Origin of the sequence: Streptosporangium sp. NPDC051023 (assembly GCF_040689595.1) — a bacterium.
GTDB lineage: Bacteria > Actinomycetota > Actinomycetes > Streptosporangiales > Streptosporangiaceae > Streptosporangium.
Genome location: NZ_JBFBCE010000122.1, coordinates 1 through 22,461 on the forward strand (window position 1 = coordinate 1; position 22,461 = coordinate 22,461).

A 22,461-nucleotide genomic window follows, 5' to 3' on the forward strand; every position below is an offset into this window, starting at 1 on the left:
GCATGTCACCGCGCCGTTCCGCCACACCCGGGACCGGGGGCGCTGGACGGGGGCAGACCGATTGAGCCGGAAAGGGCTAATAGCCGTTCCGGTGGTCGGAGTGCCGTCAAGAAACGTGTCACCAGCCGCGAACCGCAACGTCTCTGCAGGTCAGGAAGATATCCCCGCATAGGGGCCTCGATTCACCGGACCCATCGCAGCTCCCCCGATGCAAGTCGCCGACCTGCGCCATCTCTTCAACTGACGGCTGGTGACACGTTCCTTACCAATACCCCGCGTCGTTCAGCGCCTCGGCGGTGCCCTTCAGATACACATGGGATGGTCGCCCAGTTCAGACGGGCGACCTCGACCAAGGGAGACCGCCTTGAAGGCACCCCGACGAGTACTCACCACCGGCCTGTGCGCCCTGGCGGTCAGCGGGACGACGCTGGCCGCCGCCCCCGCAACGCCGGCGGCGGCCGCGGGCAACGCCCCGTTGTTCAGGGCGAAGCTGATGGTCAACCACAGCGGCAAGTGCCTGGACGTCCCGGGCGCGAACCAGGCTGCCGGGCCCGTCCAGCAGTGGCATTGCTACGACGCTCCCGACAACCAGACGTGGAACTTTGTCGCTGCTTACAACAGCGACCTCGCGAACGGATTCCTCGCGGACAACCACTACACCATCCGCGCCCAACACAGCGGCAAGTGCCTGGAGGTCCAGGGCGGGGCCACTACCGACCAGGCGCCGGTCATCCAGCAGGCCTGCGACACCGCTTACCACACAACCCAACAGCAATGGCGGCTCGTCCAGCGGCCCAACGGTTACTTCAGCCTGGTCGCCCGCCACAGCGGCAAGTGCCTGACGGTCCCGCAAGGGAACCTCGCCGACGGGGTCCTCGTGGTCCAGCAGGATTGCTCCAACGACCTGCCCTACCAGGAGTGGAAGCTCCTCTGAGCCCACCTGTCATGACCGGACGCCGCGCGTGGGCGCAACCGTCCCGGCGTAGAACCGGCGACGGGCCCTCACGCGACGACCGATGGGTGCCGTCAAGAAACGTGTCACCAGCCGCAAACCGCAACGTCTCTGAGCACGACCGCCCTCACACAGGTCCTGGTCTCAGTCGGCGGCCGGGTGGACGAGCTGGCTGGGGTCGGTGTTCGCCCCGCAGAGCACCACTGCGACCTTCTCGCCGTTGCCGGGCCGGTAGCCGCGGCTGGGAGCGGCGGGCCGGGTCGGCAGGTCCCGGTCCGGAACGTGGGCCGACTCGGTCAGGGCGGCCAGCGCGGCCGCGGCGCCGTGTTCCACGGCCACCTTGCGGTGGTCCCACAGCGCCTGGCGGGTGCGGACGATCTCGCTGTCCGACACCAGCACCGAGTGCACGCCGTCCTGCTGAGCGGCGTGCAGGGCCATGGCGGAGGCGCGCCGAGCGCCGAGGGAGTCGGCGGTGATCGAGTCCACGGTGACGTCGACCAGGCGGCCGGCCTCGACGGCGGCGTTCAGCGCGCGACAGTTCTCCGGCTCGACGGCGACGACGCGCACGCCGTGGTGCTGGGCGGCGGTGGCGACGCCGGCGAACAGACCGCCGCCGCCCACCGCGACCACCACGGTGTCCAGGCCCGGGATCCGGGTCCGGATCTCCTCCAGCAGGGTGCCCGCGCCGGCGGCGATCAGCGGGTGATCGTAGGCGTGCGAGGCGAGGGCGCCGGTGGTGCTTGCGAAGTCCTCGCAGGCGGCCAGGGCCTCGGCGTACTCCGCGCCGACCAGGCGGACGTCCGCGCCGTATGAGCGGAGCTTGGCGACCTTCACCGCCGGGGCGGTGGTCGGCACGAACACCGTGGCGGGGATGCTCTGCTGCTGGGCGGCCCACGCGCAGGCCAGGCCCGCGTTGCCGCCCGACGCGATCGTCACCCCGACGTCGGGCAGGGTGCCCGCGTCACGGTGGGCCTGGATGAAGTTCTGGGCGCCGCGGGCCTTGAAGGAGCCGGTGTGCTGCATGTACTCCAGCGCCAGCCAGACCTCGCAGGGCTCAGGCTCGGGCTCGCGCTCGTCCAGGGGGTCGCGGTGGGCGGTGCGGATCGCCCCGGGGTCGAGCGGGGAGAGGGTGATGGGGCGGACGCGTCCGGCGATCCGGTCGGTGGCGGCCTTGATGTCGCCGTACGTGAGCTGGTGCACGGGTTGCTCCTGCTGAGAGATGGTCACGACCAGGTGATGAGCTGGCCGGTGGTGGTCAGGGCGAGGAAGAACATGAAGGCGATCCGCCGCCTGCCGGGGTTGGGTTCGACGGCGTGGAAGTTGGCTGGGTTGAACAGTAGTGCGTCGCCGAGTTCCGGCCGCAGGCGGACCTGAAGGACCGAAGATTCATGAGGCGTTGCCGGTGGGCCGCCTGGTGGCAGGGTGATCGAGGACCGGTGGGTGTTGATCGTGTCGCCGAACTCAGTCCCAGCGGATCGCGCGAGTCAGCGAGCCTCCGAGCGCCGGCCAGCCGGGCGGGTCGTCCAGGCGATACGGACGGATACTGCCGACCAGCCCTATTAGCCCTTTCCGGCTTACTTGGTCTGCCTCCTAGACGACCGGGCGGTAGGCGCGGCCGGCCGCCTCGATGTGCGCCTTGGCGGCGTGCCGGGCCGCCTTCGCGTCTCCCGCGCGGATTCCGGCGACGATGGCGCGGTGCTGGTCGGTGATCGCAGCGGCCCAGTGCGGGTCGTCCAGGTTCGCCACGGTGGTGACCGCGATCCGGTCCCACACGCGGTGCAGGGTGTCTTCGAGAAAAGGGTTGCCCGCCGCCGCTCCGATGGCCCGGTGCAGGGCCAGGTTCGCCTGCGCGGAGGCACGGGGGTCCTGCGCCTTGACCGCGACCTCGACCCGGTCGACGGCCCGGTCAAGCGCGTCGACCTCGGCCGGGGCGAGCTGGCCCTGCGCCTGCCGCGTCGCGGCCAGCTCCGCGGCCAGTGCCTCGAGGTCGGCGCGCAGCACGAACAGGTGCTTCGCCTCTTTCGGTGTCAGCGCGGCGACGGCGACTCCCCGCGCGGCCTGGACGACCAGCCCTTCGGCCAGCAGCCTTCCGATCGCCTCACGCACCGGCGTCCGGCTGACCCCCAGGTCCGCGGCCAGGGCCGTCTCGGTCAGCCGCTGGCCTGGAGCGTATTCGCCATCTGAGAACCGGTGGCGCAGCGCCACGTACACTGCGTGGGCGCTGCCGGGCTGGGAGTCGGAAGAGATGGCCATATGCCCAGTATACTCTGCATACAGTCGGCCGGAAATGATCGCGGAGACATCGGCGAAGCGGATCCGGCGGGCCGGGACCGGCACCGGGCAGGCGTCCGGAGTGACGCCCGAGCCCCCCATGGAGCCCCGAAACCGACAGGGGAACACGGCCGCACCTACCGGCGCGCCCACCCTAAGCATCCATGCCGGGAACGACACCGGCCCACACCGGGAACGACGCCGACGCCCCACGATCAGGACATCGCAAAGAGCCGTCTCGCGACCGATGCCCGAGGCAGGAGCTGCGGCCTTCTCGAATTCAGGGTATTGACATGCATTGCATGCAATGCATACTTATGACATTAAGGTCTGTGAGCAAGAGACCCAGACCAGTGAGTGAGAGAAGGGGAACCATGTTGGACCCCACCACAGTGTGACGACGCTCGCGGTCCGCCGAGCTTTCGTGTCCGAGGACCCGCGTCGCCTCAACTCAACACCGTGAAGAGCGCCCTGTCGCCGATCGTCGGCCCGGTCTCCGCACCGTGCCCCGCCACGTTCGGGCCCGTGAAACGGATTCCCGCCGCCGTCATGCCGCCAACCGGTCCTGCCGGTGGCCGAAACGGAGTGGTTCCCGCCCGGCGTGCCGCCCAAGCGCCTTCACCCGCTCGTCGTCAATCTCAATCTCGCCTGTCCATCGCACTCCTCGTGAGGTAACCATGCGCCAACGAAACGACCTGCTCATCGCGGGCACGTACCTGATCTCGATGGATCCCGCCATCGCGGACATCCCACGCGCCGACATCCTCGTCCGCGCCGGTCAGATCGTCGACGTCGGCCCACACGTCCCCGGCCGCGAGATCGGCGAGGCGCAGGTCATCGACGCGGCCGGAACGATGACCCTTCCCGGATTCGTCGACACGCACTGGCACCTGTGGAACTCACTCCTGCGCGGCACGGTCGGCGACCGGCCGGGAGCGGACTACTTCACGGTCAAACGCGCGCTCGCGCGCCACTTCAAGCTGGGGGACTTCTACTGGGCGGCCCGCCTCGGGCTGGCCGAGGCGGCCAGCGGCGGCATCACCACGGTGCACAACTTCGACCACAACGTCCGCGGGCCCCAGGACGCCGACGCCAACATCCAGGCCCATCTGGACTCTGGCCTGCGCGGACGGTTCTCCTACGGCCCTCCCGACTCGGCCTCGCCGGAAAGCACGAACGACCTCGACGACCTGGTGAGGCTACGGGCGCGCTGGCCCAGTGACCATCTCGACGGCCGGCTGGACTTCGGTGTCGCCCTGCGCGGGCCGTACCGGACGCCTCCCGAGGTGTACGAGCGCGAGTGGAAGACGGCACGCTCCCTCGGGCTCCCGATCACCATGCACTGCGACCGGTGCCTGCGCGAGGAGGACTGCCGGTCCTGCGGGCTGACCCGCCTCGAAGAGCTCGGCCTGCTGGGCGAGGACGTGCAGGTCATCCATGCCGTGCACGCCAGTGAGCAGGACATCGAGGCACTGGCCCGCACCCGGACCCGGGTGTCGCTCAGCCCGATGACGGAGATGAGGACGATGGGGTTCCCGTTGCTCACCGAACTCCTCGAGGCCGGTGTCCAGGTGTCGCTCTCCCTGGACACACTCGCCATGCCGACCAGTGCCGACATCCTCGGGCACCTGCGCACGATCGTCTCCGTCGAAACCGCCCGCACCGGCTCCGGCACGGTCACCCCGCGCAGGCTGCTCCAGCTGGCGACGATCGACGGCGCCAAAGACCTCGGACTCCAGGACGTCGTCGGCTCGGTCACCCCCGGCAAGCGCGCGGACCTCGTGATCCTGCGCGCCTCCGACATCAACCTGGTCCCCGCCGGCGACCCGGCCGAGGCACTGGTCTACACGGGCCAGATCGACAACATCGACACCGTCATCGCCGACGGCCGGATTCTCAAGCGGCACGGACGGCTCGAGTTCGACGAGGACGACAAAGACCCCGTCGCCATGGCCGTGGCGTGCCGCGACGCGCTGCTGCGCAGAGCGGCGGCGGCAGGCGACTGGCACTGACCGGCCACGACACCGACACCCCGTTCCAGACCTCTCGACGACCACTGTTGATCTCCTCCCCTCCCCGAGGGGAGGAGATTCCCGCGGTCGCCCGCAGGGTTTCCTGTTCCACCGCCGCCCGCCCGCCCGCCCGCCCGAAAAGGATCTTCCGTGGGGGTCTTACACCGGCTCCGCAGGCGTTTCACCTCTCCGCCGGCCCGGCGGCAAGGGTGAAGCCGATCGTGCGGGTGACGGCTTGGTCATCGCCACCACCGAACACATTAACGAAACCTGCGGCGTCGTGCCGCGTTCCCTCCCAGCCCTGAACAACCGGGTCTCCACACTTAAGGAGTTTCGATGAGCGCCGCCCCCATCCCCCAAACCCTGGCTCCACCGAGGGCGGCTTTAGCCCCCAGAACCGCGGTGGCGATGTTCGGCCTGCTGCTGCTGGCCTACGCCGTCAACGCCATGGACCGCATGGTCTTCCCGGTACTGCTCGTCGAAGTGCGCGGTGAGTACGGCTTCAGCCTCGAGGCGGCCGGACTGCAGGCCACCGTGTTCGCCCTGGGAATGGGACTGGCGGGCCTGCCCTCCGGGTGGCTCCAGCGGACGCTCGGGCGCAAGTGGACGATCGTCGCGGGCACCGTGGTGTTCTCCCTCGCCACCGCCCTGACCACCGTCTCGACCGGGTTCACGGACATGCTGCTGTGGCGCGTGCTGTCCGGAGCCGGTGAGGCGTTCCAGCTCGCGGCGCTCATCACCGTGGCCTCGAGCGCGTTCCCTGCCCGGCGCGGCATGGCGATCGGCAGCGTCAACACGGCCTTCGCCGTCGGATCGATCATCGGCCCGGCGCTGGGCAGCGGCCTGCTCGAGGGGTACGGCACCTGGCGAGCACCGATGATCGCATACGGCACCATCGGCGTCGCCCTCGCGATCGCCATCGCGGTGCTGGTCTCGCCGCGGCTCACCGAGCTCGACTCGTCGGCGGGCTCGACCTCGCACACCGGCGGCGCGGGCACGCTCCTCGCCCACAACCCCCTCGTGCTCGCCGTCATCACCGCGCTCTTCGGCCTCACCGACTTCGCCTTCATCGGCCTGTACGCCAGTTACCTGCGCGAGCAACTGCACTTCACTCCGAGCGCGGCCGGATTCGTCGTCGGGCTGTCCGGGCTGGCGGCCTTCGCCTCCCCGCTCGGCGGCCACCTGGTCGACCGGATGAGCCCCCGGCTCCTGCTCACGACGCTCAACCTCGGTGTCGCGGTGTGCGGATGCGCCCTGTTCCTCGGACCCGGCTCGATGACCTCTCAGGCAACCTTCTCGTTCCTGTTCGGGCTCTTCGCGAGCAGCGGCGTCTACGTGGCCGCGGCCGGCTATCTCGTCAAGTCCGTCAGCAGCGAGAACGTGAGCCGGGCGGCCGGCCTGTTCGTCACCTGCATCTACGTCGCGGCGGGCCTCGCCGGACTCCTGTTCAGCACCCTGATCACCGCCACCGGCTGGACCACGGCGGCCCTGGTGCAGATCGTCGGCTTCTCGGTACTCGGCGCCGCGCTGGCCCTCACCCTGCGCCCGCACCTGTTCAGCAGTGCCGACGCCTCCAACACCTCTCGGGATCTCTGACTCATGACCACACCTCTGCTCTGGCCCGTCGCCCAGAACGTCCTCCCCGTCAGCGGAAGGCCCGAGTCCTTCCCCGTCCGCCGCGTCTACTGCGTCGGGCGCAACTACCTCGACCACATCCGGGAGATGCAGGAGGGCAGCGAACGCGACGACCCGTTCTTCTTCCAGAAGCCGGCGGACGCCGTCGTCCCCGACGGCTCCGCCATCCCCTACCCGCCCCAGACCGACGACCTCCAGTTCGAGGGCGAACTGGTCGTCGCCATCGGCGCGGCCGGGTCAGGCATCAGTCCGCAGGACGCGCCGGGACACATCTTCGGTCTCGCCGCCGGTATCGACCTGACCCGGCGCGATCGGCAGCGTGACTGCCGTGACATGGCCCGCCCCTGGGAAGCGGGCAAGTCCTTCGACCACTCGGCGCCCTGCGGCCTCATCCTCCCCGTCGAGGAGGCCCCCTCGACCCTGGACGGGGAACTGCGGCTGAGTGTCAACGGCCGCCAGCACCAGCACACGAGCCTGAAGCTGATGATCTGGAACGTTCCGGAGATCATCAGCCACCTGTCCCACTCCTACCGGCTGATGCCCGGCGACCTGATCTACACCGGAACCCCGGCCGGGGTCGCCGCCGTACACCCCGGCGACCGGATTCGCGTCGAGATCACCGGCCTGCCTGCCCTGACCGTGACCATCAGCGAAGGAGACGCCCGTGCGTCCCAGTGAACGGCTCCCCTACGACCCCATCGAAGGCCGTGCCAGGCTCACCCTGCCCGACGGCAAGCGCATGGTGGTATGGGTCATCGTCAACGTGGAGACCTGGTCCGACACCGATCCCATGCCCCGCACCGTCCTCACTCCCCCCGCCGGGGGCATCCCCGCCCCGGACGTCCCCAACTGGGCCTGGCACGAGTACGGCAACCGCGTCGGCTTCTGGCGCATGCTCCAGTCGCTGGACCGCCAGGAGGTGCGAGCCGCACTGGCGATCAACGGCCAGGCCGTCGAGCACTACCCGCAGATCGCGCGGGCGGCGCAGGAGCGCGGGTGGGAGTTCATCGGCCACGGGTTCACCCAGAGGAACATGCAGAAGGTCGAGGACGAGCGGGCCGACATCAAGGCGACCACCGCGGCGATCGAGTCCGCGATCGGCGTCCGGCCTCGGGGCTGGCTGGGCCCCGGACTGACCGAGACCTGGGAGACACCGGACATCCTCGTCGAAGAGGGATACGAGTACGTGTGCGACTGGGTCCTCGACGACCAGCCCGTTGAGCTGGCCACCCGGACGTCGCCCATCGTGAACATTCCCTACACCCAAGAGTGCAACGACGTCGCGATGATGCTGATCCAGCACCATCCGGCCCGCGAGTACTTCCAGCGGGCGGTCGACCAGTTCGACCAGCTCTACCGGGACTCCGCCGACTCCGCCCGGGTCATGGCCCTGGTCGTCCACCCCTACATCATGGGCGCGCCACACCGGCTGAGGTACTTCGAGCAGGCCCTGCAGCACATCCGCGCCCACCGGGACGTCGAGTTCTGGACCGGTGAGCAGATCCTCGACTGGTACCGCCAGGCCCGCCCCGCGTCACCGCCGTCTCTGGAGCAGGCCTCCCTGTCCGCCCGCTAGTCCGGCGCCCACACGCCCGGCAGGGCGGATGACGGCGTGACACGGCGAGCTTACGGATCCCCGCCTGTCCGTAAGCTCGCCTTCGCGTGTCCGTAGGGCGTCCGCGGACGTGCCCGAGCGGCGTGAGGGCCGTCGAGACGAAGGAAGCCTGAAGCGCGGCCGAGACGGGCAGGCCCCTTGACCGCAGGAACCCGGGAGAAGGTCTCGGGTGGCGGCGTCGATCGCCGTTCTGGCTCGTTCCCGCCTCGCGTGGCCGCCGGGCAGAAGACGATGTCGCCACCATCCCGGCCTTCACGGCGCCAGGACCTATCCAGTGGATACATCTTGGTGCAATCGCACCGCCGACGGTCCCCGACTTCATGTTCCCGCACGAAGCACTCCCAGGTGACGTGATGGAGGGTTGCCAAAACATCGATGTGAAATCTCCGGAGGCCTGTGAATGGGACTCGCCGTCGGATCCGGCATGAGCGTCGTCAACGTCGGCGGTCAGATCGCCGGCGTCCTCGCCCCGTCCTCATGGGCTTCCTGGTCGACACGTTCTCCTACACCGCTGCTTTCGGCCTGCTCATCGCCACCACCGTCCTCGGCGCGCTGATCGCGTTGATCGTGCCCCAGCGCCCTGAGCAGTTCAGCCTCAGAACGAAGGAGCTCGCGTGACGACATACGATCTGGTCCTCGCCCGCGGCCGGGTCATCGATCCCGAGACCGGTCTGGACGCCGTACGCGACGTCGGCGTCAACGGCGGGGTCATCCAGGCCGTCTCCAACCAGCCGCTCGACGGCGTCACCACCGTCAACGCGACCGGCCTGGTCGTCAGTCCGGGCTTCATCGACCTGCACAGCCACAGCATGGACGTCGCCGGCCACCGTCTGCAGGCGCTCGACGGCGTCACCACCGTCCTGGAACTCGAGGCCGGCGCCTACCCCGTCGCCGCCGCCTACCGCAGGGCCGAGATCGAGGGCAGGCCTCTCAACTACGGCTTCGCCACCTCCTGGGCTGTGGCCCGGATGGCCGTCCTCCTCGGCCTCGAAACCAGCGGCGACCTGAGAAATGACTTCCTCGCCAACATCGGCCGCGAGGAATGGCAGCGCGCCGCTCCACGAAATGTCGTCGACCGCATCGTCGGCATGCTGGAGCGCGACCTCGGGGACGGCGCGCTCGGCATCGGCGTCCTCGTCGGCTACGCGCCCCGCGTCGATCCCTCCGAATACCTCGCCGTGGCCGCCCTCGCCGCCCGCGTCGGGCTTCCCACCTATACCCACGCCCGCGAACTTGTCGAGATGGACCCCACCACTCCCGTCGACGGCGCCGAGGAGGTCGTCCGCGCCGCCGCCGAGACCGGCGCGCACATGCACTACTGCCACGTCAACAGCACCTCCATCCGCCATGTCGACCGCGTGCTCGGCCTGGTGGAGAAGGTTCGCGCCGAAGGATCGCGCGTCACCACCGAGGCCTACCCCTACGGCGCGGGCATGACCGGCGTCGGCGCGGCCTTCCTCGCCCCGGAACTCCTCCACCGGCGCGGGCTGACCCCGCACTCCATCGGCCTGCTCGGCGCTGAGGGGCGTATCCCCGATGCCGACACCCTGCGTCGGGTCCGCGAGAGTGAACCCGGCTCGACGGCTTTCGTCCACCTGCTCGACGAGGATGACCCCGCCCAGTTCGGCTACATCCAGCGGGCCCTCACCTTCACCGACGCCGCTGTCGCCACCGACGCCGTACCCCTCCTGTGGCGCTCGGGGGCGCCTGATCCGTTCTCTTGGCCGCTCGGGCCCGACGTCGTCACCCATCCCCGTACGGCCGGCACCTACGGCCGGACACTGCGCAGGCTCGTCCGGCAGAACGGCGTCCTGTCGCTGCCCGAGGCTGTGCGCCGGTGCACGCTCATCCCCGCCGACGTGGTGGGCTCGGGTGTCCCGGCGATGCGGCGCAAGGGCCGTGTTCAGGCGGGCTGCGACGCCGATCTGACCGTCTTCGACCCCGAGACTGTCAGCGACCATGCCACCTACACCGAGACGGTCAGGCATTCCTCCGGTTTCGTCCACGTCCTTGTCGGCGGCCAGTTCGTGGTCCGCGACGAGCGTCTGTTGCCGACCGCCCTGCCCGGGCGTGCTGTCAGAGCCTGATGCCTGGTCCGGGCCGTCTGGTCGACGGCCCCGACCGCCGTTTCGGGGCCGGAGCCGAACGCCGCCGGCTGAGGCGCCGATACCGGGCCCGGCTGAAAGCCGCCGGGCTTGGCCGCTCCCGCGCTGGGCCGATACCCGCTGGCCTGATGCGGGCCGTACGTGGCACGGTAGGACGATGTCCAACCTCACCAGGCTGCCCCGTTCCGTCGCCGAGGCCGTCGCTGCCGAGCGCGACGGCGCGCGGCTGCGTCATCTGTTCTTCTGGGGCCATCAGCCGCCGCGCGACGGCGGTGTCGGCGCGGGATGCCTCAGCCAATGGTGGGAGGCCGCCTTCACCGACGAAGGGCACGTCTTCCTGTCGGCCGAGCACTACATGATGGCGCACAAGGCGTGGCTGTTCGGCGACGACGAGACCGCGGGCCGCGTTCTCGCCGCCGGGCATCCCGGTGAGGCCAAGAAACTCGGCCGCGAAGTCCGCGGCTTCGACGAGGCCGTCTGGAACGAGCACCGCTACGAGATCGTGGTGCGCGGCAACATCGCCAAGTTCGGCGGACATCCCGAGCTGGGGAGTTTTCTGCTCGGTACGCGTGACCGGGTCCTCGTCGAGGCCAGCCCCGTCGACCGGATCTGGGGCATCGGCCTCACCGCGGACGACGAACGAGCCGCCTCCCCCAGCATGTGGCGGGGCTTGAACCTGCTCGGCTTCGCCCTCATGGACGCTCGCGACGCCCTGCACGCCCTCACCTGACCGCCGTCCGGCGCTCGGCTCAGGGCGGCTCAGGTCAGTTCAGCTCGCGACAAGGCGACTCGGTCGCCATGTCGCGGAGCTGGTCGGCGAACGCGAGCGCCTGCTCCGCCGTCATGCGGGGCTCGGGGCCGATGTAGAAAACCACGATGTCACCGTTCGGCGACATCGTGGCGGCGAACGGAAGCGGAGGGGAGATAACCATGATGTCTGGCATTCTTACCTGCCCCACCGACAATTCGCACATGGTTTACGCCCACGGGTGCGGCATTCCCCCGGGACGGCCGCCCCGTAGGGTGTCGTGGGCAGCGCTATCTCTTGCTCCGGAGCTTCGATGAACGCGAACGCGCGGGCGAACGGTTCACCCCAGGCATGGCAGGAGGTACGCCACTACCTGAACGGGCACCGGCACGAGCTGACGCGCGTCGCGGAGCGGCTCCATCCCGGCTACGAGCGCGTCGGGGCCACGTCCCTGCTGACCCGCGCCGAGTGGCGGCTGACCGATCCGCTCCCACTCGACCGCGTTGCCCTGACGTGGCACGACCACGCTCCCGCCCCCGCCGTGACCGGCGGTGAGCCGCAGGCGCGCTCGGCCCTTCCCGAGGGCAGCGCCACCTACGCGCAGGCCATGGCGGAACACGGCAGGCCCAGGCTGTTCGAGAACCGCGTGTGCTATCGACTGCTCGGCGTGGAGTGGCCGGGGCTGAGGTTCGGGCGGGGCTCTTACTTCGACGCGGTCGACGTCGGGGAGGCCGCGGCTCACGAACTGGCACGGGCCCGCCTGCGGGGAGAGGGAGAGGAGGGACTCCCGCTCAGAACCCTCGTGGGAGACCCGACCGACCTGGGCAGGCGACCCGCGCTGCCCGCCGTTTCCATGCTGACCCTGCGGCGCGACGGCCGTACGGGCGAGATGACGTTCGTCCTGCACTGGCGCGACCCCGCGCTGGTCGCCCACGCGGGCGGCCTCAACCAGGTGATGCCGGTCGGCGTCTTCCAGCCCGCCCGCGAGGGGGCGGCGGCCGAGGCCGAGGACTTCGACCTGTGGAAGTGCGTCGTGCGGGAGTACAGCGAGGAGTTTCTCGGCCACTCCGAGCTGTACGGCGAGGCGTTCGCCTACGACTCCTGGCCCTTCTACCTGCGGATGGAGCAGGCCCGCGCCGAGGGCCTGGTCCGGCCTTTCGTCCTCGGGCTCGGAGTCGACCCGCTGACGTTCGCCACGGACGTCCTGGCCGTGACCGTTTTCGAGGCGGAGGCGTTCGACGCGATCCTGGGAGACCTCGTCGAGGAGAACGAGGAGGGGCGGGTCGTCGGGATGACCGGCATCCCCTTCTGCGCCGACCAGGTGACCCGGTACGTGCACGAGGAGCCGATGCAGGCGGCGGGCGCGGCCGTACTCGAACTCGCCTGGAAACACCGGCACGCCTTCGCGCCGTAGCGAGAACCATCGGCACGTCCTCCGCCCCATGGCGAGAGCCGTCGTGTCACAGCGGCCGTAGCGATCGTCCGGGAGGACGAACGGCCCCCGACCGGCCGAAGCCTCTGTCCTCTCAGCACATCCTGATCACAATGTGCCCGCGCGGAAACCGCAGGCCGATGGGGCATCCGGCCCGTCCCTACGATCATGTTTCATGATGATCCGCGCATTGGCGACCACCGCCGGAGCCCTCACCCTGCTGCTCTCCGGAACGACCGCCGCATCCGCCTACCCCATCACCGGCTCCCCCGAGCTGACCCAGAATCCCCTCTACAAACTGGGCAGTTTGCCCACCGTCTCCTGCAAGGCGACCAAGGGCACCACCAAGTCCTCGACGGCGAAGTACCTGAACAAGATCGTCAGCTGCCTGAACACCGCCTGGGGCAAGACCAAGAAGGACTTCGTCCCGGCCGAACTGACGATCAAGGACACCTACGAGCAGGGCCTCTGCCACACCGGCCTGGACGTCTCCGGATCCTTCGCCACAAGCTGCGACCGCACCGTGCAAGTGCAGCTCCGCTCCGACTGGATCAAGGCCAGGTCCGACCTGGCCATCCTCGTCGAGCTCACCCGGGCGTACGGCGAGTTCGTCCAGGCCCAGACAGGCATCAGCGAGGCCTGGTGGGCGTTGCGCTACGACGGGGAGCAGGCCGAGATGGACGAGCAGACACACCGCTTCTACCTGCAGGCCGACTGCCTGGCGGGGGTGTCCATCAAGAGCCTGGGCCGCTCGGCCAAGAACTGGAAGCCCCTCCTCGACGCCGAGACGCCCGGTGAATACGACAGGTTCAACTGGTACGGCAAGCCCGCCAACCGCCTCAGCTGGTTCACGGCGGGCTACGGGTCGGCGAAGCCGGGCGCCTGCAACACCTGGAAGGCCTCCTCCCCCAAGGTCGCCTGATCGGGCAGACAGCACCGGGCCGGTCCGGCGACCGGTGAATGATCCCGCCCCCGCTGCGTCACACGACGGCGACCGCGTCTATCTCAACGAGGACCCCGGGGCCCAGGCCGGCCACGACGTGGACCGTGATGGCCGGCGGCGGGTCGGCTCGGTTCCACACCTGCTGGAAGGCGGCCACACCCTCGTCGAACGTGTGGCCCTCCACCACGGCGATGCGCCAGTGCACGATGTTCGCCAGGCTCGCTCCCTCGCTCTCCAAGATGGTCGCGAGGTTGCGGAACACCTGCCTGGACTGCTCCCCGACCGTGGGACCGACGACCTTACCGTCGGCGTCGACGCCGTTCTGCCCGCCGATATAGATCGTCTTCGCTGGCTGTTCGACCACGACGGCCTGACTGAAGGCCGGGCTGCGATGGAGCCCCTCGGGGTTGATGTGCCGTACACCCATGTGCTGCCCCCCTGACGATGACACCAGTAATAATGGTTTCGTACGGCACCAGTTATAGTGGTTTCATGAGAGCGAACGCAACCGGACGGGTGTTGCACGATCCCAAGGGAGGGTCGTTCTGGTTCGATGCGGGCGCCGTCTGCCTGGACTTCGCCCACACGGGCGGCGAGGGCAGGTACGCGGTGTTCGAGACCCTCCACGAGCCTGCCGACCTCGGTGAATGGCTGGCCCAGCCGCCGCTGGTCACGGTCATGACGGTCCCCGTGACGGCCGGCGAGCTGACCGCGGCCAAAGCTCTCCGCCAGGCGATCTGGGAGGCGGCGCATGCCCGGGCGGCGCGGCGCTCGCTCCCTGCCGAGGCGGTGGCGACCATCAACCGGGCCGCGGCCACGGCGCCGCTGGTCCCCGAGCTCGCCGTCGACGGCACGACCACGGGATGGGCGACGCCGGTGCGGGCAACGCAGGCACTGTCGACGCTGGCGCGGGAGATGATCGAGCTGCTGTCCGGGCCGCTCTCCGGGCGCATCCGCGAGTGCGCGAGCGACGACTGCCCGCTGGTGTTCGTCGACTCCTCCCGTCCCGGCGCCCGGCGCTGGTGCTCGATGGAGCGCTGCGGCAACCGCCACAAGCTCCGGGCCCTCCGCGCCCGGCGGGCCACGGATTCGTGAAGTGACCTCAAGCGAGCCACACGCGGGTGCCGGCGACCCGCGAGGGTGGCTCTTTCAGGCCGATCCGGCTCGGCGACGCCGATAGGAGAGTCGAGGGCGGCCAGGAGCGGCGCCCAGGCCATCAGACGTCGATCTGCCGGGTGAGGCCCTGAGCGGTGGTGCCGACCCTGGCGTAGCCGTTCACCCGCTTGACAGCTGACACCGTGACGGGGATTACGAGCGGGGGCGCCCAGCGGCGACGCCTTCATCAGCCGGGGTCGAGGCATCGTGCCGAAACATGGATTCGAGCACGGCCTCAGTTTTCCATCGGCGACGAGCGGCCAGAAAAGTTACCGGCTCCCGGCCACGGAGCGTTTTCTGGCACACACCAGACGACATCCGAGGCCCCGTCTCCGGAAAAGACGCACCCAACAAACTTCACCCGCGGCCTGGTACCCGCCCTGGCATCACGCGACCCGCATGAAACGAAACGGACTGGGATCCCCAGGTTACGAGGGGCAGGGCGGCTGGAACCCGCACCTGCAGCCCGGGAACCATGAGACATCCACCCAACCCGCAACCAACCATGCTCCCTACCTGCACAATCGAGATTTTCAACGCGCCGCGGATAGCACAGAAACGACCTACTGCCAACTCACGCTCGAGCTCCATGCAAAATAAATAACCCCGACGTTTGACGAATATCCAGAGTTATCATTTCGTTTGCTAAAGTCTCCCTTAAATTGATCCATCAAATGCGCCACTGTTCGACCACGTTCACCGTCGGTGCTTCATCGATAACACGGGGTTCGGCGCACGGAAACACGAGGAGCCGATCCTTGCTGCAGGCCTGGCACGAATTACCCTCACAGAGGGGGCTCGCCGACGAGCAACCAGAGGCGAGATGCGCACAACGGATCGTCGTCGGCCGCGCGGGCGAACTCCCGGCGTGGCTGCTCGATGGCATGTTCCGCCTACGGCACGAGGTGTTCCACGAACGCCTCCGCTGGGACGTTGAAAGTCTTCACGGAATGGAGCGGGATTCCTACGACAACTGCGATCCGGTCTATGTGGTCAGCCATGCGGAGGACTGCCGGAAGGTCACGGGGTGTTGCCGACTCCTGCCGACCGACGGCCCTTACATGATCCCCGACGTCTTCTCCGAGATGTTGCGCGGCGCCCTCGCTCCTCGCGATCCCCGCATCTGGGAGCTCAGCCGCCTGGCCACCGGCCAGGCCTGGTCTCGCACCATGACAGCGGGTTTCGGCCCGCTTGCCCACGCACTGCTCTGGAACGCGTTTCACTGGGTCGATCGGCACGGCGACACGGTGGTCGCGGTTTCCAGCGTGGCAGTGGAACAAAGGGTGCATGCCATGGGCGTTCCCACCCGGCGCTTCGGTGACGGCAAAGCGACGCGCCTCGGCCAAATTCCATGTTCCGCCTATGCCGTACCGACCAAGGCTTTCCTTGAGAACGCCTCCCCCGCACCGGTGGCGGAGCTTCACTGCCAGGACGGACCCGAACCCCACCCGTCCCCTCAAGCACAGTTCGGCGACGCGGCGACCGGACCGTAAGCGAGGCCCCGGAGCATCCACTTTGATCCCCTCTACGTCATTCGACGGCAAGAACAACAGACGACAAGCAACTGCGGCACGCGTTGAAGCGCTGGGCGTTCAACACCAGACAGCGTGACGAGTCAGATGACGACACGACCAACACATTTGGGACAAGGCCCCGGCACCTCTGCTGAGCGAGGCTGAGTACGCCTCCCCGCTGGGCAAGCGTGTCTATGACCTGCGGCACGCCTGTGTTTCGTGCCGGGCCCGTCTCTTTCGCCTCCGCCATGCCGTTCACACACCCGGTACAGGACCCGGTGCAGGACCCGGTACGGGGGCCAGTCGCCGCCGTTCCTGAGTCTTGGTGATCGTCATGACGACCAGTACGGCCAGCACGGCGCAGATCAGGGTCGGGACGGCGAACCAGATCTCCGTCCTGACCATCAGCAGCTCGGACTCCAGATCCTCGCCCCTGGCCCCCACCCGGTAGAAGAGGCTGGAGACCCAGATGGCGACCAGCCATGACAGCCACCACCCGCGCACCAGCGGGGAGCGGGGGGCATTCCGCAACGCGTCAGGGTGCAGCGGATTCAGCGGCGGGTTCTGCAGGGCCGAGGTGACCCAGATGTCATCGACGATCTGCTTGGGAACCCACAGGTTCACGATCGGGATGATCCAGGCGAAGACCACCAGACCGGTGCTCCTGCGGTGCTCGATCGGGGTGATCGCCTCGGCGTTCCGCCGCGCCCGGTACAGCCAGATCACGAACACGATCCCGGTGAGGACGAAGGCGGTCATCTGCGCCACTCCGGACAACGCGTACCAGGAGTCGTTGGCCTCGGCCGCGCTCATGTCAATCGATTCCGGGTCGTCGATGACGGCGGAGACCAGGGACTGGCGTTCGAAGGCGACCACCAGCGAGAGCAGGTCGACCAGCGTGTGGGCGCCCAGCATGACCATGACCGCGACCGCCAGGCCGCGGATCGGCCGGATGGGCCTGGGAGGACTGGGAGGAGGGGAAACGGGGGGATGCATTCATTGTCCCTTGCATGATCACGCCATTGGACGGACAGTATTTCGACACCTCACCCCCATCGCCAAGGGAATATCACCCGCCTTCGTCAACCAGACACCAGAAATCCCGTTTTTACCTTACAAAATGACTTTAATAACTCCTAACAGAATGATCTCTGTTGTGCTTTGGTCTCTCGCTGTAACGACAGCGGGAGGAGTAACGGGTGGCGAAGCCGAAGCCGTGGGAGGTCAGCGACGAGCTGTGGGCGGTCATCGGGCCCTTGCTGCCGAAACATCAGCGCCGGGCCCGCCGGCCAGGGCGTAAGCGGCTGGACGACCGCCTCGCGCTGCGGGGCACTCTCCAGGCCGCCCACGCGGCACCACTCGCGGCCCCGCTCCCCGTCACCCGGCCATCAAAACAACCAGCCAGGCGGCCTGACACCCACCCTCGGGGCAAAAGCGAAGCTTAGGCCGCCGATACGGAGACCCCGGTCAGAAGGCGGAGATGGTGGCCGGGGCGCGTTCGGCGCGGCTGAGTGCCCGGAGGACGTCGGTTGGGCCGTGGCGGCGCACGGCCAGGCGTGCCAGCAGGCCGATCACCGTGTCGACGGCGCCAGGCGGGAGCGTGGGGGTCGCCACGCCCACGCTGACCGCCAGGTCGTCGGAGTGGACGGCGAGTTCCATCATCCGGGTGATCAGCATGTCGTCGAGCGCCAGTGACCACGGTCCCCACAGCGAGATGCGCACCGGCCGGTTCGCCGTCGAGGCAAGGGTGCCGCCCAGTTCTTCGAGGGCCGAGTCCACGCGCGCCACCAGCGCCGTGTGTCCTTCAGCCGAGACCTCCTGACCGCCTTGCCGGATGCGGACGTTGATGTCGTCGTCGAGGCTCGCGCCGATCCAGAGCGCCCGGGTGTAGTGCTCAAGCAGGGCGATGGTTTCCTCTTGCGGCACCGGGCTGGTCAAAAGCTGTGGGATGGCCAGGATTTGGTAGGCCAGGTGTCCGGCCAGACCAGCCACGCTGAACTCCGGCAGTGCGCTCGGCCGGCTCCAAGCGGCGGCGACCGCCGGATTGCGCAGCAGATCCGCGGCCGAGCGGGCAGTGGACAGGAAATCGGCTCTGGTGTCGGTCATATACCTGCTCCTTCCAGTGAATTCCACCCAGGCGGCATCCGCCACTGACGACGGTTGCGGACAACAAGGTACGGCTCGGCGGCCGGGACGGCCATGGGTGCGACTGCTGGCGCTGTGGGGGCAGACCGGCGGGGCACGCCCTGAGAGAGGGCGCAACGAGGCCGTTACCAGCACGACCGCCATGTCCACGCTGGTCCTCATCGCCCTACGAGGGGTCCAAGCCCTCAATCCAGCACCCGGCGGCATCTCGGCTACCGCGAGGACGGTTCCGTCGATCTTCCCGCCTCCGCGGGGTCCGCGTAGGGAGGCCGGGGCGCAGATTGACCCATGTTTTCATATCCAAAATGAACCATGTGGCAGGTCTTTTCGGGCCCTAGATTCGGTGATGCCGCCACGGAGAAACGTTCCGGTGGCATCACCGAACATCGGAGAGATCATGAACTTTGCCACCGCTGACCAGCCTGTTCTCGTCCGGTCCGCCGAGGCCGAGGCCCTGCGGGACGGCGCGAGCAGCCTGATCACCCTGCTCGCGGACTCCGGGGACACCGGCGGTGCGCTGACCGCCAACAAGGCGACGTTCCGGAAGGGGTCGCCGGGTGCGCCCGCGCACTTCCACACCCGGGCCACAGAGATGTTCTACGTCCTGAGCGGTTCGATGCGGATCCTGCTGAACGACACGATCGTGACCCTCGGCCAGGGCGACTTCCTCACCGTTCCGCCGACCGTCCCGCACGCGTTCGCCCCGTCGGCGGGGTCCGAGGCCGAGATGCTCGTCGTCTTCACGCCCGGGATGGACCGGTTCGACTACTACCGGCTGCTCGAGCGCGTCTACCGCGGCGAAGCCTCCGTCCAGGAGATCCGCGACAGCTCCGAGCACTTCGACAACCACTACTTCGACAGCCCCGTCTGGCAGCGGGAACTCGCCCAGCGCTGAACCCCCTCCACGAAGAAGGACTCCATCATGACCGCTCTGACCGGACCCGGCATCGCGGCCCGTCCGCGGCCGGGCCTCACCCTGGCACTGCTGGCGTTCGCGCAGCTGATCATCTCGATCGACTACAACATCGTGTACGTGGCGCTGCCCGAGATCGGCTCGGGTCTCGGCTTCTCCGCCCAGAGCCTGCAGTGGGTGATCAGCGCCTACGCGGTGGCTTTCGGCGGCTTCCTCCTGCTCGGCGGACGGGCGAGCGACCTGTTCGGGCCACGCCGGATGTTCGCGTCGGGGCTCTGGCTGTACGCCGTGGCATCCCTGCTCGGCGGCCTCGCCACCGGGCCGGGCCTGCTCATCACCGCCCGTGCCGTCCAGGGCGTCGGAGGGGCGCTGCTGTTTCCCGCGACACTGACGCTGGTGTCGACCTGCTTCCCCGAGGGACCCGAGCGCAACCGGGCGTTCGCCGTCTGGGGCACCGCGGGCGGCAGCGGCATGATCCTCGGCTCGCTGCTCGGCGGCATGCTGACCCAGGCGTTCGGCTGGGCCTCGGTCTTCTTCGTGAACGTTCCGCTGGCGGTGATCGCAGCCGTGCTGGCCCTCCCGCTCATCGCGCCCGACGCCATCCGCATGACGGGCCGGTCGTTCGATCTGGCGGGCGCCCTGACCTCCACCGCCGGTATCACCGCGATCGTCTTCGCTCTCGTGCAGGGGCCGGAGTCCGGTTGGACCTCGCGGAACGTCCTGGGCGCGGCGTTCATCGGCGCCCTGCTGCTGACGGCGTTCACCGTCGTCGAACGCCGCAGCGCCGACCCGCTACTGCCGCACCGCCTGCTGCGCGACCGCGACCTGACGACCGGCACCATGATCACGTTTCTGTACATGGGGACGTTCGGGACCCTGTTGTACTTCCTGACGGTCTACTTCCAAAGCGTCCACGGCTACGGCGCAATGCGCACCGGCCTCGCCTTTCTCGTCCCGATGCTCGCCATCGCCGCGGGTTCCCAGACAGCAGGCCGCCTCGCCACCCGCCACGGCCTGCGCCTGGTCCTTCTCGGTTCTCTCGCCGTCGGCGGCGCGGGCGCCGCGATCGTCGCCGTCGCCCTCTCTCCGGCCGCCTCCTATCCGGCGCTCGTCCCCGGACTCGTCCTGCTGGGGCTCGGCCAAGGCGCGGGCTACACCCTGATGTTCGGCGCCGCCACCCGGAGCGTCGCTCCTACCGACCAGGGCATCGCCTCCGGGGTCGCCTCCACCGCCCAGCAGGTCGGTGGCGCCATGGGCCTGGCTCTCCTCGTCGCCGTCGCCAACTCGGCCCTTCCCGCCGCCCCCTCCCCCGGCGCCATCACCGACGGCCTCCAGGCCGCCATCGCCATCGCCGTCGCGGGCATCGCCCTCACCGCCCTCGTAGCTCTCCGTCTCCGCGGACCTCGCTGAGAGCTCGGTCACGGCCCCGTCCCCGGACGGGGCCTTCGCCGTCCGCATGGGCGAGATCCGGTGGGTCAGGGGGCAGGTGGAAGGATCTCGCAGAGGGCGGCGAGGGCGGCGGCGTAGGCGTGGTCGGACGGGGTCGCGTAGCCGACGACGAGGCCCTCGAGGTGGGCGGGGGTGTCGGGGTGACGGAAGCCGGCCAAGCCGTCCAGGGATACGCCGCGCCAAGCGGCGGCCTTCAAGGTAGAGGCCTCGGTGCCGTACGGCAGGCGCAGGACGGCGTGCAGGCCCGCGGCGATGCCGGCCGCCTCGATGTGCGGAGCCTGGTCGGCGAGGGCCTCCACCAGACGGTTGCGGCGTTCGCGGTAACGCTGGCGCATGTGGCGGATGTGCCGGTCATAGGCGCCGGAGACGATCAGGTCGGCGAACGTGAGCTGGTCCACGACGCTGGTCCAGCGTTCGCGCTGGCCCTTCACCGCCAGGACCGGGTCGACCAGGCGTTCGGGCAGCACCATCCAGCCGAGCCGGAGGGCGGGCGAGATGCTCTTGCTCGTCGAGCCGACGTACAGGACGTGCTCGGGATCGAGCGCCTGGACCGCGCCCACCGGTTCCCGGTCGTACCGGAACTCGCCGTCGTAGTCGTCCTCGATCACGACGCCGCCGCGCTCGCGTGCCCAGTCGACGGCGACGTTACGGCGTGCCGGGGTGAGCGGACCACCGATGGGGAACTGGTGGGCGGGGGTGAGCAGCACCGAGCGGACGCCCCGTCGCCCGGCCAGATCCTCGGTTCTGGTGCCGTGGTCGTCCAAGCCGAGCGGCACCGTCCGGACCCCGTCGGCGGCCAGCAGGAAACGGTGGAACGCCAGCCCATATGCTTCGACGGCCAGTGTGCCGCGCAGCACGCCGCCACCGAACAGCAGGCGTAGCGCGTCGGCGAAACCGGCGCAGATCACGATGCGTTCCGGGACGGCCCGCACCCCACGGACACGGGCCAGATAGTCGACGAGCGCGGTGCGCAGCTCGATCCGCCCCTGGGGATCACCCGGCCCGAACGCGTCGTTCGGCGCGGCCGCGAGAGCGCGGCGGGTCGAGGCAGACCAGGCGTTCCGGGGGAACGACGACGCGTCCGGCTGCCCCTGCGACAGATTGTGCACCGGGGCAGCGGACACAGCCCGCGGCTTCTTCGGCACCCGCGCCGTCTTCGCGGGAGCCGCGCGTTCGGCGACCCGGGTTCCCGAGCCCTGCCGCGCGGTCAGCCAGCCCTCGGCGACCAGTTCGGCGTAGGTGTCGGCGACCGTGTTCCGGGCGATCCCGAGGTCGGCCGCGAGCGACCGATAAGGAGGCAGCCGCACCCCCGGGGCGAGCCGCCCGTCCTGGATCGCCGCCCGCAGCGCCCGCCCGAGAGCAGCTCGCCGCGATCCGGTCCCGGCCAGCTCAAGATGCAGGTCAGAACCGATGCGCTCCGCAGAATTGACCCATGATTCCGACAGCGGAATGCACCTCCTGAGCGGTCTATGAACTCCCTAGTGCTGTGACCGGAAACGATCACCGGGTTGGCGTGTAGAGCACTGCTGCCAGTTGGATGGTGCCGATCACGTTCGATCAGCGCTCGGGAGG

Annotated in this window: 21 protein-coding genes; 14 read left to right on the forward strand and 7 right to left on the reverse strand. The window is 69.0% G+C overall.

The window, feature by feature from the left end:
• Nucleotides 1–364 precede the first annotated feature (364 nt).
• Nucleotides 365–934 carry an RICIN domain-containing protein gene (locus AB0395_RS43750; protein WP_366292854.1) on the forward strand — a complete coding sequence of 190 codons (570 nt, stop codon included), beginning with the start codon at nt 365–367 and terminating at the stop codon, nt 932–934.
• 162 nt (nt 935–1,096) lie between these two features.
• Here the strand turns inward: AB0395_RS43750 and AB0395_RS43755 are convergent, their stop codons facing one another.
• Both AB0395_RS43755 and AB0395_RS43760 read right to left on the reverse strand, forming a co-directional pair.
• Nucleotides 1,097–2,152, reverse strand: a complete 1,056-nt coding sequence (locus AB0395_RS43755; protein WP_366292856.1) for a serine/threonine dehydratase — start codon at nt 2,150–2,152, stop codon at nt 1,097–1,099.
• Between the two features lie 390 nt (nt 2,153–2,542).
• A complete protein-coding gene (locus AB0395_RS43760; protein WP_366292858.1) occupies nt 2,543–3,205 on the reverse strand; it encodes a GntR family transcriptional regulator in 663 nt (220 codons plus the stop codon).
• A 695-nt stretch (nt 3,206–3,900) separates the two neighbouring features.
• On the opposite strand from AB0395_RS43760, the gene AB0395_RS43765 reads away from it, so the two are divergent.
• The 7 genes from AB0395_RS43765 (at nt 3,901) to AB0395_RS43795 (ending at nt 11,320) form a co-directional block, all read left to right on the forward strand.
• The gene (locus AB0395_RS43765) at nt 3,901–5,235 is read left to right on the forward strand and encodes an amidohydrolase family protein (protein WP_366292861.1); all 1,335 of its coding nucleotides are present in this window, start codon (nt 3,901–3,903) and stop codon (nt 5,233–5,235) included.
• Nucleotides 5,236–5,571: 336 nt separating this feature from the next.
• Complete coding sequence (locus tag AB0395_RS43770; protein WP_366292863.1) at nt 5,572–6,831, forward strand: MFS transporter; 1,260 nt, start codon at nt 5,572–5,574, stop codon at nt 6,829–6,831.
• 3 nt (nt 6,832–6,834) lie between these two features.
• Nucleotides 6,835–7,548 carry a fumarylacetoacetate hydrolase family protein gene (locus AB0395_RS43775; RefSeq protein ID WP_366292866.1) on the forward strand — a complete coding sequence of 238 codons (714 nt, stop codon included), beginning with the start codon at nt 6,835–6,837 and terminating at the stop codon, nt 7,546–7,548.
• Nucleotides 7,535–8,446, forward strand: coding sequence for a polysaccharide deacetylase family protein (locus AB0395_RS43780; RefSeq protein ID WP_366292868.1), 912 nt, complete (start codon nt 7,535–7,537; stop codon nt 8,444–8,446). Before AB0395_RS43775 ends, AB0395_RS43780 begins: the two co-directional genes overlap by 14 nt.
• Before the next feature lie 516 nt (nt 8,447–8,962).
• Nucleotides 8,963–9,103: a hypothetical protein gene (locus AB0395_RS43785; RefSeq protein WP_366292870.1), complete on the forward strand. Its 141-nt coding sequence runs from the start codon at nt 8,963–8,965 to the stop codon at nt 9,101–9,103.
• Nucleotides 9,100–10,572, forward strand: coding sequence for an amidohydrolase family protein (locus AB0395_RS43790; protein ID WP_366292873.1), 1,473 nt, complete (start codon nt 9,100–9,102; stop codon nt 10,570–10,572). Before AB0395_RS43785 ends, AB0395_RS43790 begins: the two co-directional genes overlap by 4 nt.
• 175 nt (nt 10,573–10,747) lie before the next feature.
• On the forward strand, nt 10,748–11,320 hold the full coding sequence (locus AB0395_RS43795; RefSeq protein WP_366292876.1) for an NADAR family protein: 573 nt from the start codon (nt 10,748–10,750) through the stop codon (nt 11,318–11,320).
• Nucleotides 11,321–11,354: 34 nt separating this feature from the next.
• Here AB0395_RS43795 and AB0395_RS43800 read toward each other — a convergent pair whose 3' ends face one another.
• Entirely contained in the window at nt 11,355–11,522 is a 168-nt protein-coding gene (locus AB0395_RS43800) for a hypothetical protein (RefSeq protein WP_366292879.1), read from the reverse strand.
• A 129-nt stretch (nt 11,523–11,651) separates the two neighbouring features.
• On the opposite strand from AB0395_RS43800, the gene AB0395_RS43805 reads away from it, so the two are divergent.
• The gene (locus tag AB0395_RS43805; RefSeq protein ID WP_366292882.1) at nt 11,652–12,752 is read left to right on the forward strand and encodes a hypothetical protein; all 1,101 of its coding nucleotides are present in this window, start codon (nt 11,652–11,654) and stop codon (nt 12,750–12,752) included.
• Nucleotides 12,753–12,945: 193 nt separating this feature from the next.
• Nucleotides 12,946–13,692 (forward strand): neutral zinc metallopeptidase, encoded by a 747-nt coding sequence (locus AB0395_RS43810; RefSeq protein ID WP_366292885.1) that lies wholly within the window; start codon nt 12,946–12,948, stop codon nt 13,690–13,692.
• 58 nt (nt 13,693–13,750) lie between these two features.
• On the opposite strand, the gene AB0395_RS43815 is transcribed toward AB0395_RS43810, so the two are convergent.
• The gene (locus AB0395_RS43815; RefSeq protein ID WP_366292888.1) at nt 13,751–14,140 is read right to left on the reverse strand and encodes a RidA family protein; all 390 of its coding nucleotides are present in this window, start codon (nt 14,138–14,140) and stop codon (nt 13,751–13,753) included.
• A 65-nt stretch (nt 14,141–14,205) separates the two neighbouring features.
• On the opposite strand from AB0395_RS43815, the gene AB0395_RS43820 reads away from it, so the two are divergent.
• Both AB0395_RS43820 and AB0395_RS43825 read left to right on the forward strand, forming a co-directional pair.
• Nucleotides 14,206–14,808 carry a CGNR zinc finger domain-containing protein gene (locus AB0395_RS43820; protein WP_366292891.1) on the forward strand — a complete coding sequence of 201 codons (603 nt, stop codon included), beginning with the start codon at nt 14,206–14,208 and terminating at the stop codon, nt 14,806–14,808.
• Between the two features lie 818 nt (nt 14,809–15,626).
• Nucleotides 15,627–16,361 (forward strand): acyl-homoserine-lactone synthase, encoded by a 735-nt coding sequence (locus tag AB0395_RS43825; protein ID WP_366292894.1) that lies wholly within the window; start codon nt 15,627–15,629, stop codon nt 16,359–16,361.
• A 276-nt stretch (nt 16,362–16,637) separates the two neighbouring features.
• Here AB0395_RS43825 and AB0395_RS43830 read toward each other — a convergent pair whose 3' ends face one another.
• The gene (locus AB0395_RS43830) at nt 16,638–17,378 is read right to left on the reverse strand and encodes a DUF4328 domain-containing protein (protein ID WP_366292896.1); all 741 of its coding nucleotides are present in this window, start codon (nt 17,376–17,378) and stop codon (nt 16,638–16,640) included.
• 471 nt (nt 17,379–17,849) lie between these two features.
• Complete coding sequence (locus AB0395_RS43835; RefSeq protein ID WP_366292898.1) at nt 17,850–18,488, reverse strand: maleylpyruvate isomerase N-terminal domain-containing protein; 639 nt, start codon at nt 18,486–18,488, stop codon at nt 17,850–17,852.
• A 436-nt stretch (nt 18,489–18,924) separates the two neighbouring features.
• Here AB0395_RS43835 and AB0395_RS43840 point away from each other — a divergent pair, with 436 nt between their 5' ends.
• Both AB0395_RS43840 and AB0395_RS43845 read left to right on the forward strand, forming a co-directional pair.
• Complete coding sequence (locus AB0395_RS43840) at nt 18,925–19,422, forward strand: cupin domain-containing protein (protein ID WP_366292900.1); 498 nt, start codon at nt 18,925–18,927, stop codon at nt 19,420–19,422.
• Between the two features lie 27 nt (nt 19,423–19,449).
• The gene (locus AB0395_RS43845; RefSeq protein ID WP_366292902.1) at nt 19,450–20,850 is read left to right on the forward strand and encodes an MFS transporter; all 1,401 of its coding nucleotides are present in this window, start codon (nt 19,450–19,452) and stop codon (nt 20,848–20,850) included.
• A gap of 65 nt (nt 20,851–20,915) precedes the next feature.
• Here AB0395_RS43845 and AB0395_RS43850 read toward each other — a convergent pair whose 3' ends face one another.
• Nucleotides 20,916–22,340, reverse strand: a complete 1,425-nt coding sequence (locus AB0395_RS43850) for a PLP-dependent aminotransferase family protein (protein ID WP_366292904.1) — start codon at nt 22,338–22,340, stop codon at nt 20,916–20,918.
• Nucleotides 22,341–22,461: the final 121 nt, after the last annotated feature.

Coding starts and splice junctions, on each gene's coding strand:
- AB0395_RS43760 (WP_366292858.1), bottom strand. CDS start 3,205: ATGGCCATCTCTTCCGACTCCCAGCCCGGCAGCGCCCACGCAGTGTAC.
- AB0395_RS43765 (WP_366292861.1), top strand. CDS start 3,901: ATGCGCCAACGAAACGACCTGCTCATCGCGGGCACGTACCTGATCTCG.
- AB0395_RS43770 (WP_366292863.1), top strand. CDS start 5,572: ATGAGCGCCGCCCCCATCCCCCAAACCCTGGCTCCACCGAGGGCGGCT.
- AB0395_RS43775 (WP_366292866.1), top strand. CDS start 6,835: ATGACCACACCTCTGCTCTGGCCCGTCGCCCAGAACGTCCTCCCCGTC.
- AB0395_RS43785 (WP_366292870.1), top strand. CDS start 8,963: ATGGGCTTCCTGGTCGACACGTTCTCCTACACCGCTGCTTTCGGCCTG.
- AB0395_RS43795 (WP_366292876.1), top strand. CDS start 10,748: ATGTCCAACCTCACCAGGCTGCCCCGTTCCGTCGCCGAGGCCGTCGCT.
- AB0395_RS43800 (WP_366292879.1), bottom strand. CDS start 11,522: ATGGTTATCTCCCCTCCGCTTCCGTTCGCCGCCACGATGTCGCCGAAC.
- AB0395_RS43805 (WP_366292882.1), top strand. CDS start 11,652: ATGAACGCGAACGCGCGGGCGAACGGTTCACCCCAGGCATGGCAGGAG.
- AB0395_RS43810 (WP_366292885.1), top strand. CDS start 12,946: ATGATGATCCGCGCATTGGCGACCACCGCCGGAGCCCTCACCCTGCTG.
- AB0395_RS43815 (WP_366292888.1), bottom strand. CDS start 14,140: ATGGGTGTACGGCACATCAACCCCGAGGGGCTCCATCGCAGCCCGGCC.
- AB0395_RS43820 (WP_366292891.1), top strand. CDS start 14,206: ATGAGAGCGAACGCAACCGGACGGGTGTTGCACGATCCCAAGGGAGGG.
- AB0395_RS43830 (WP_366292896.1), bottom strand. CDS start 17,378: ATGCATCCCCCCGTTTCCCCTCCTCCCAGTCCTCCCAGGCCCATCCGG.
- AB0395_RS43835 (WP_366292898.1), bottom strand. CDS start 18,488: ATGACCGACACCAGAGCCGATTTCCTGTCCACTGCCCGCTCGGCCGCG.
- AB0395_RS43840 (WP_366292900.1), top strand. CDS start 18,925: ATGAACTTTGCCACCGCTGACCAGCCTGTTCTCGTCCGGTCCGCCGAG.
- AB0395_RS43845 (WP_366292902.1), top strand. CDS start 19,450: ATGACCGCTCTGACCGGACCCGGCATCGCGGCCCGTCCGCGGCCGGGC.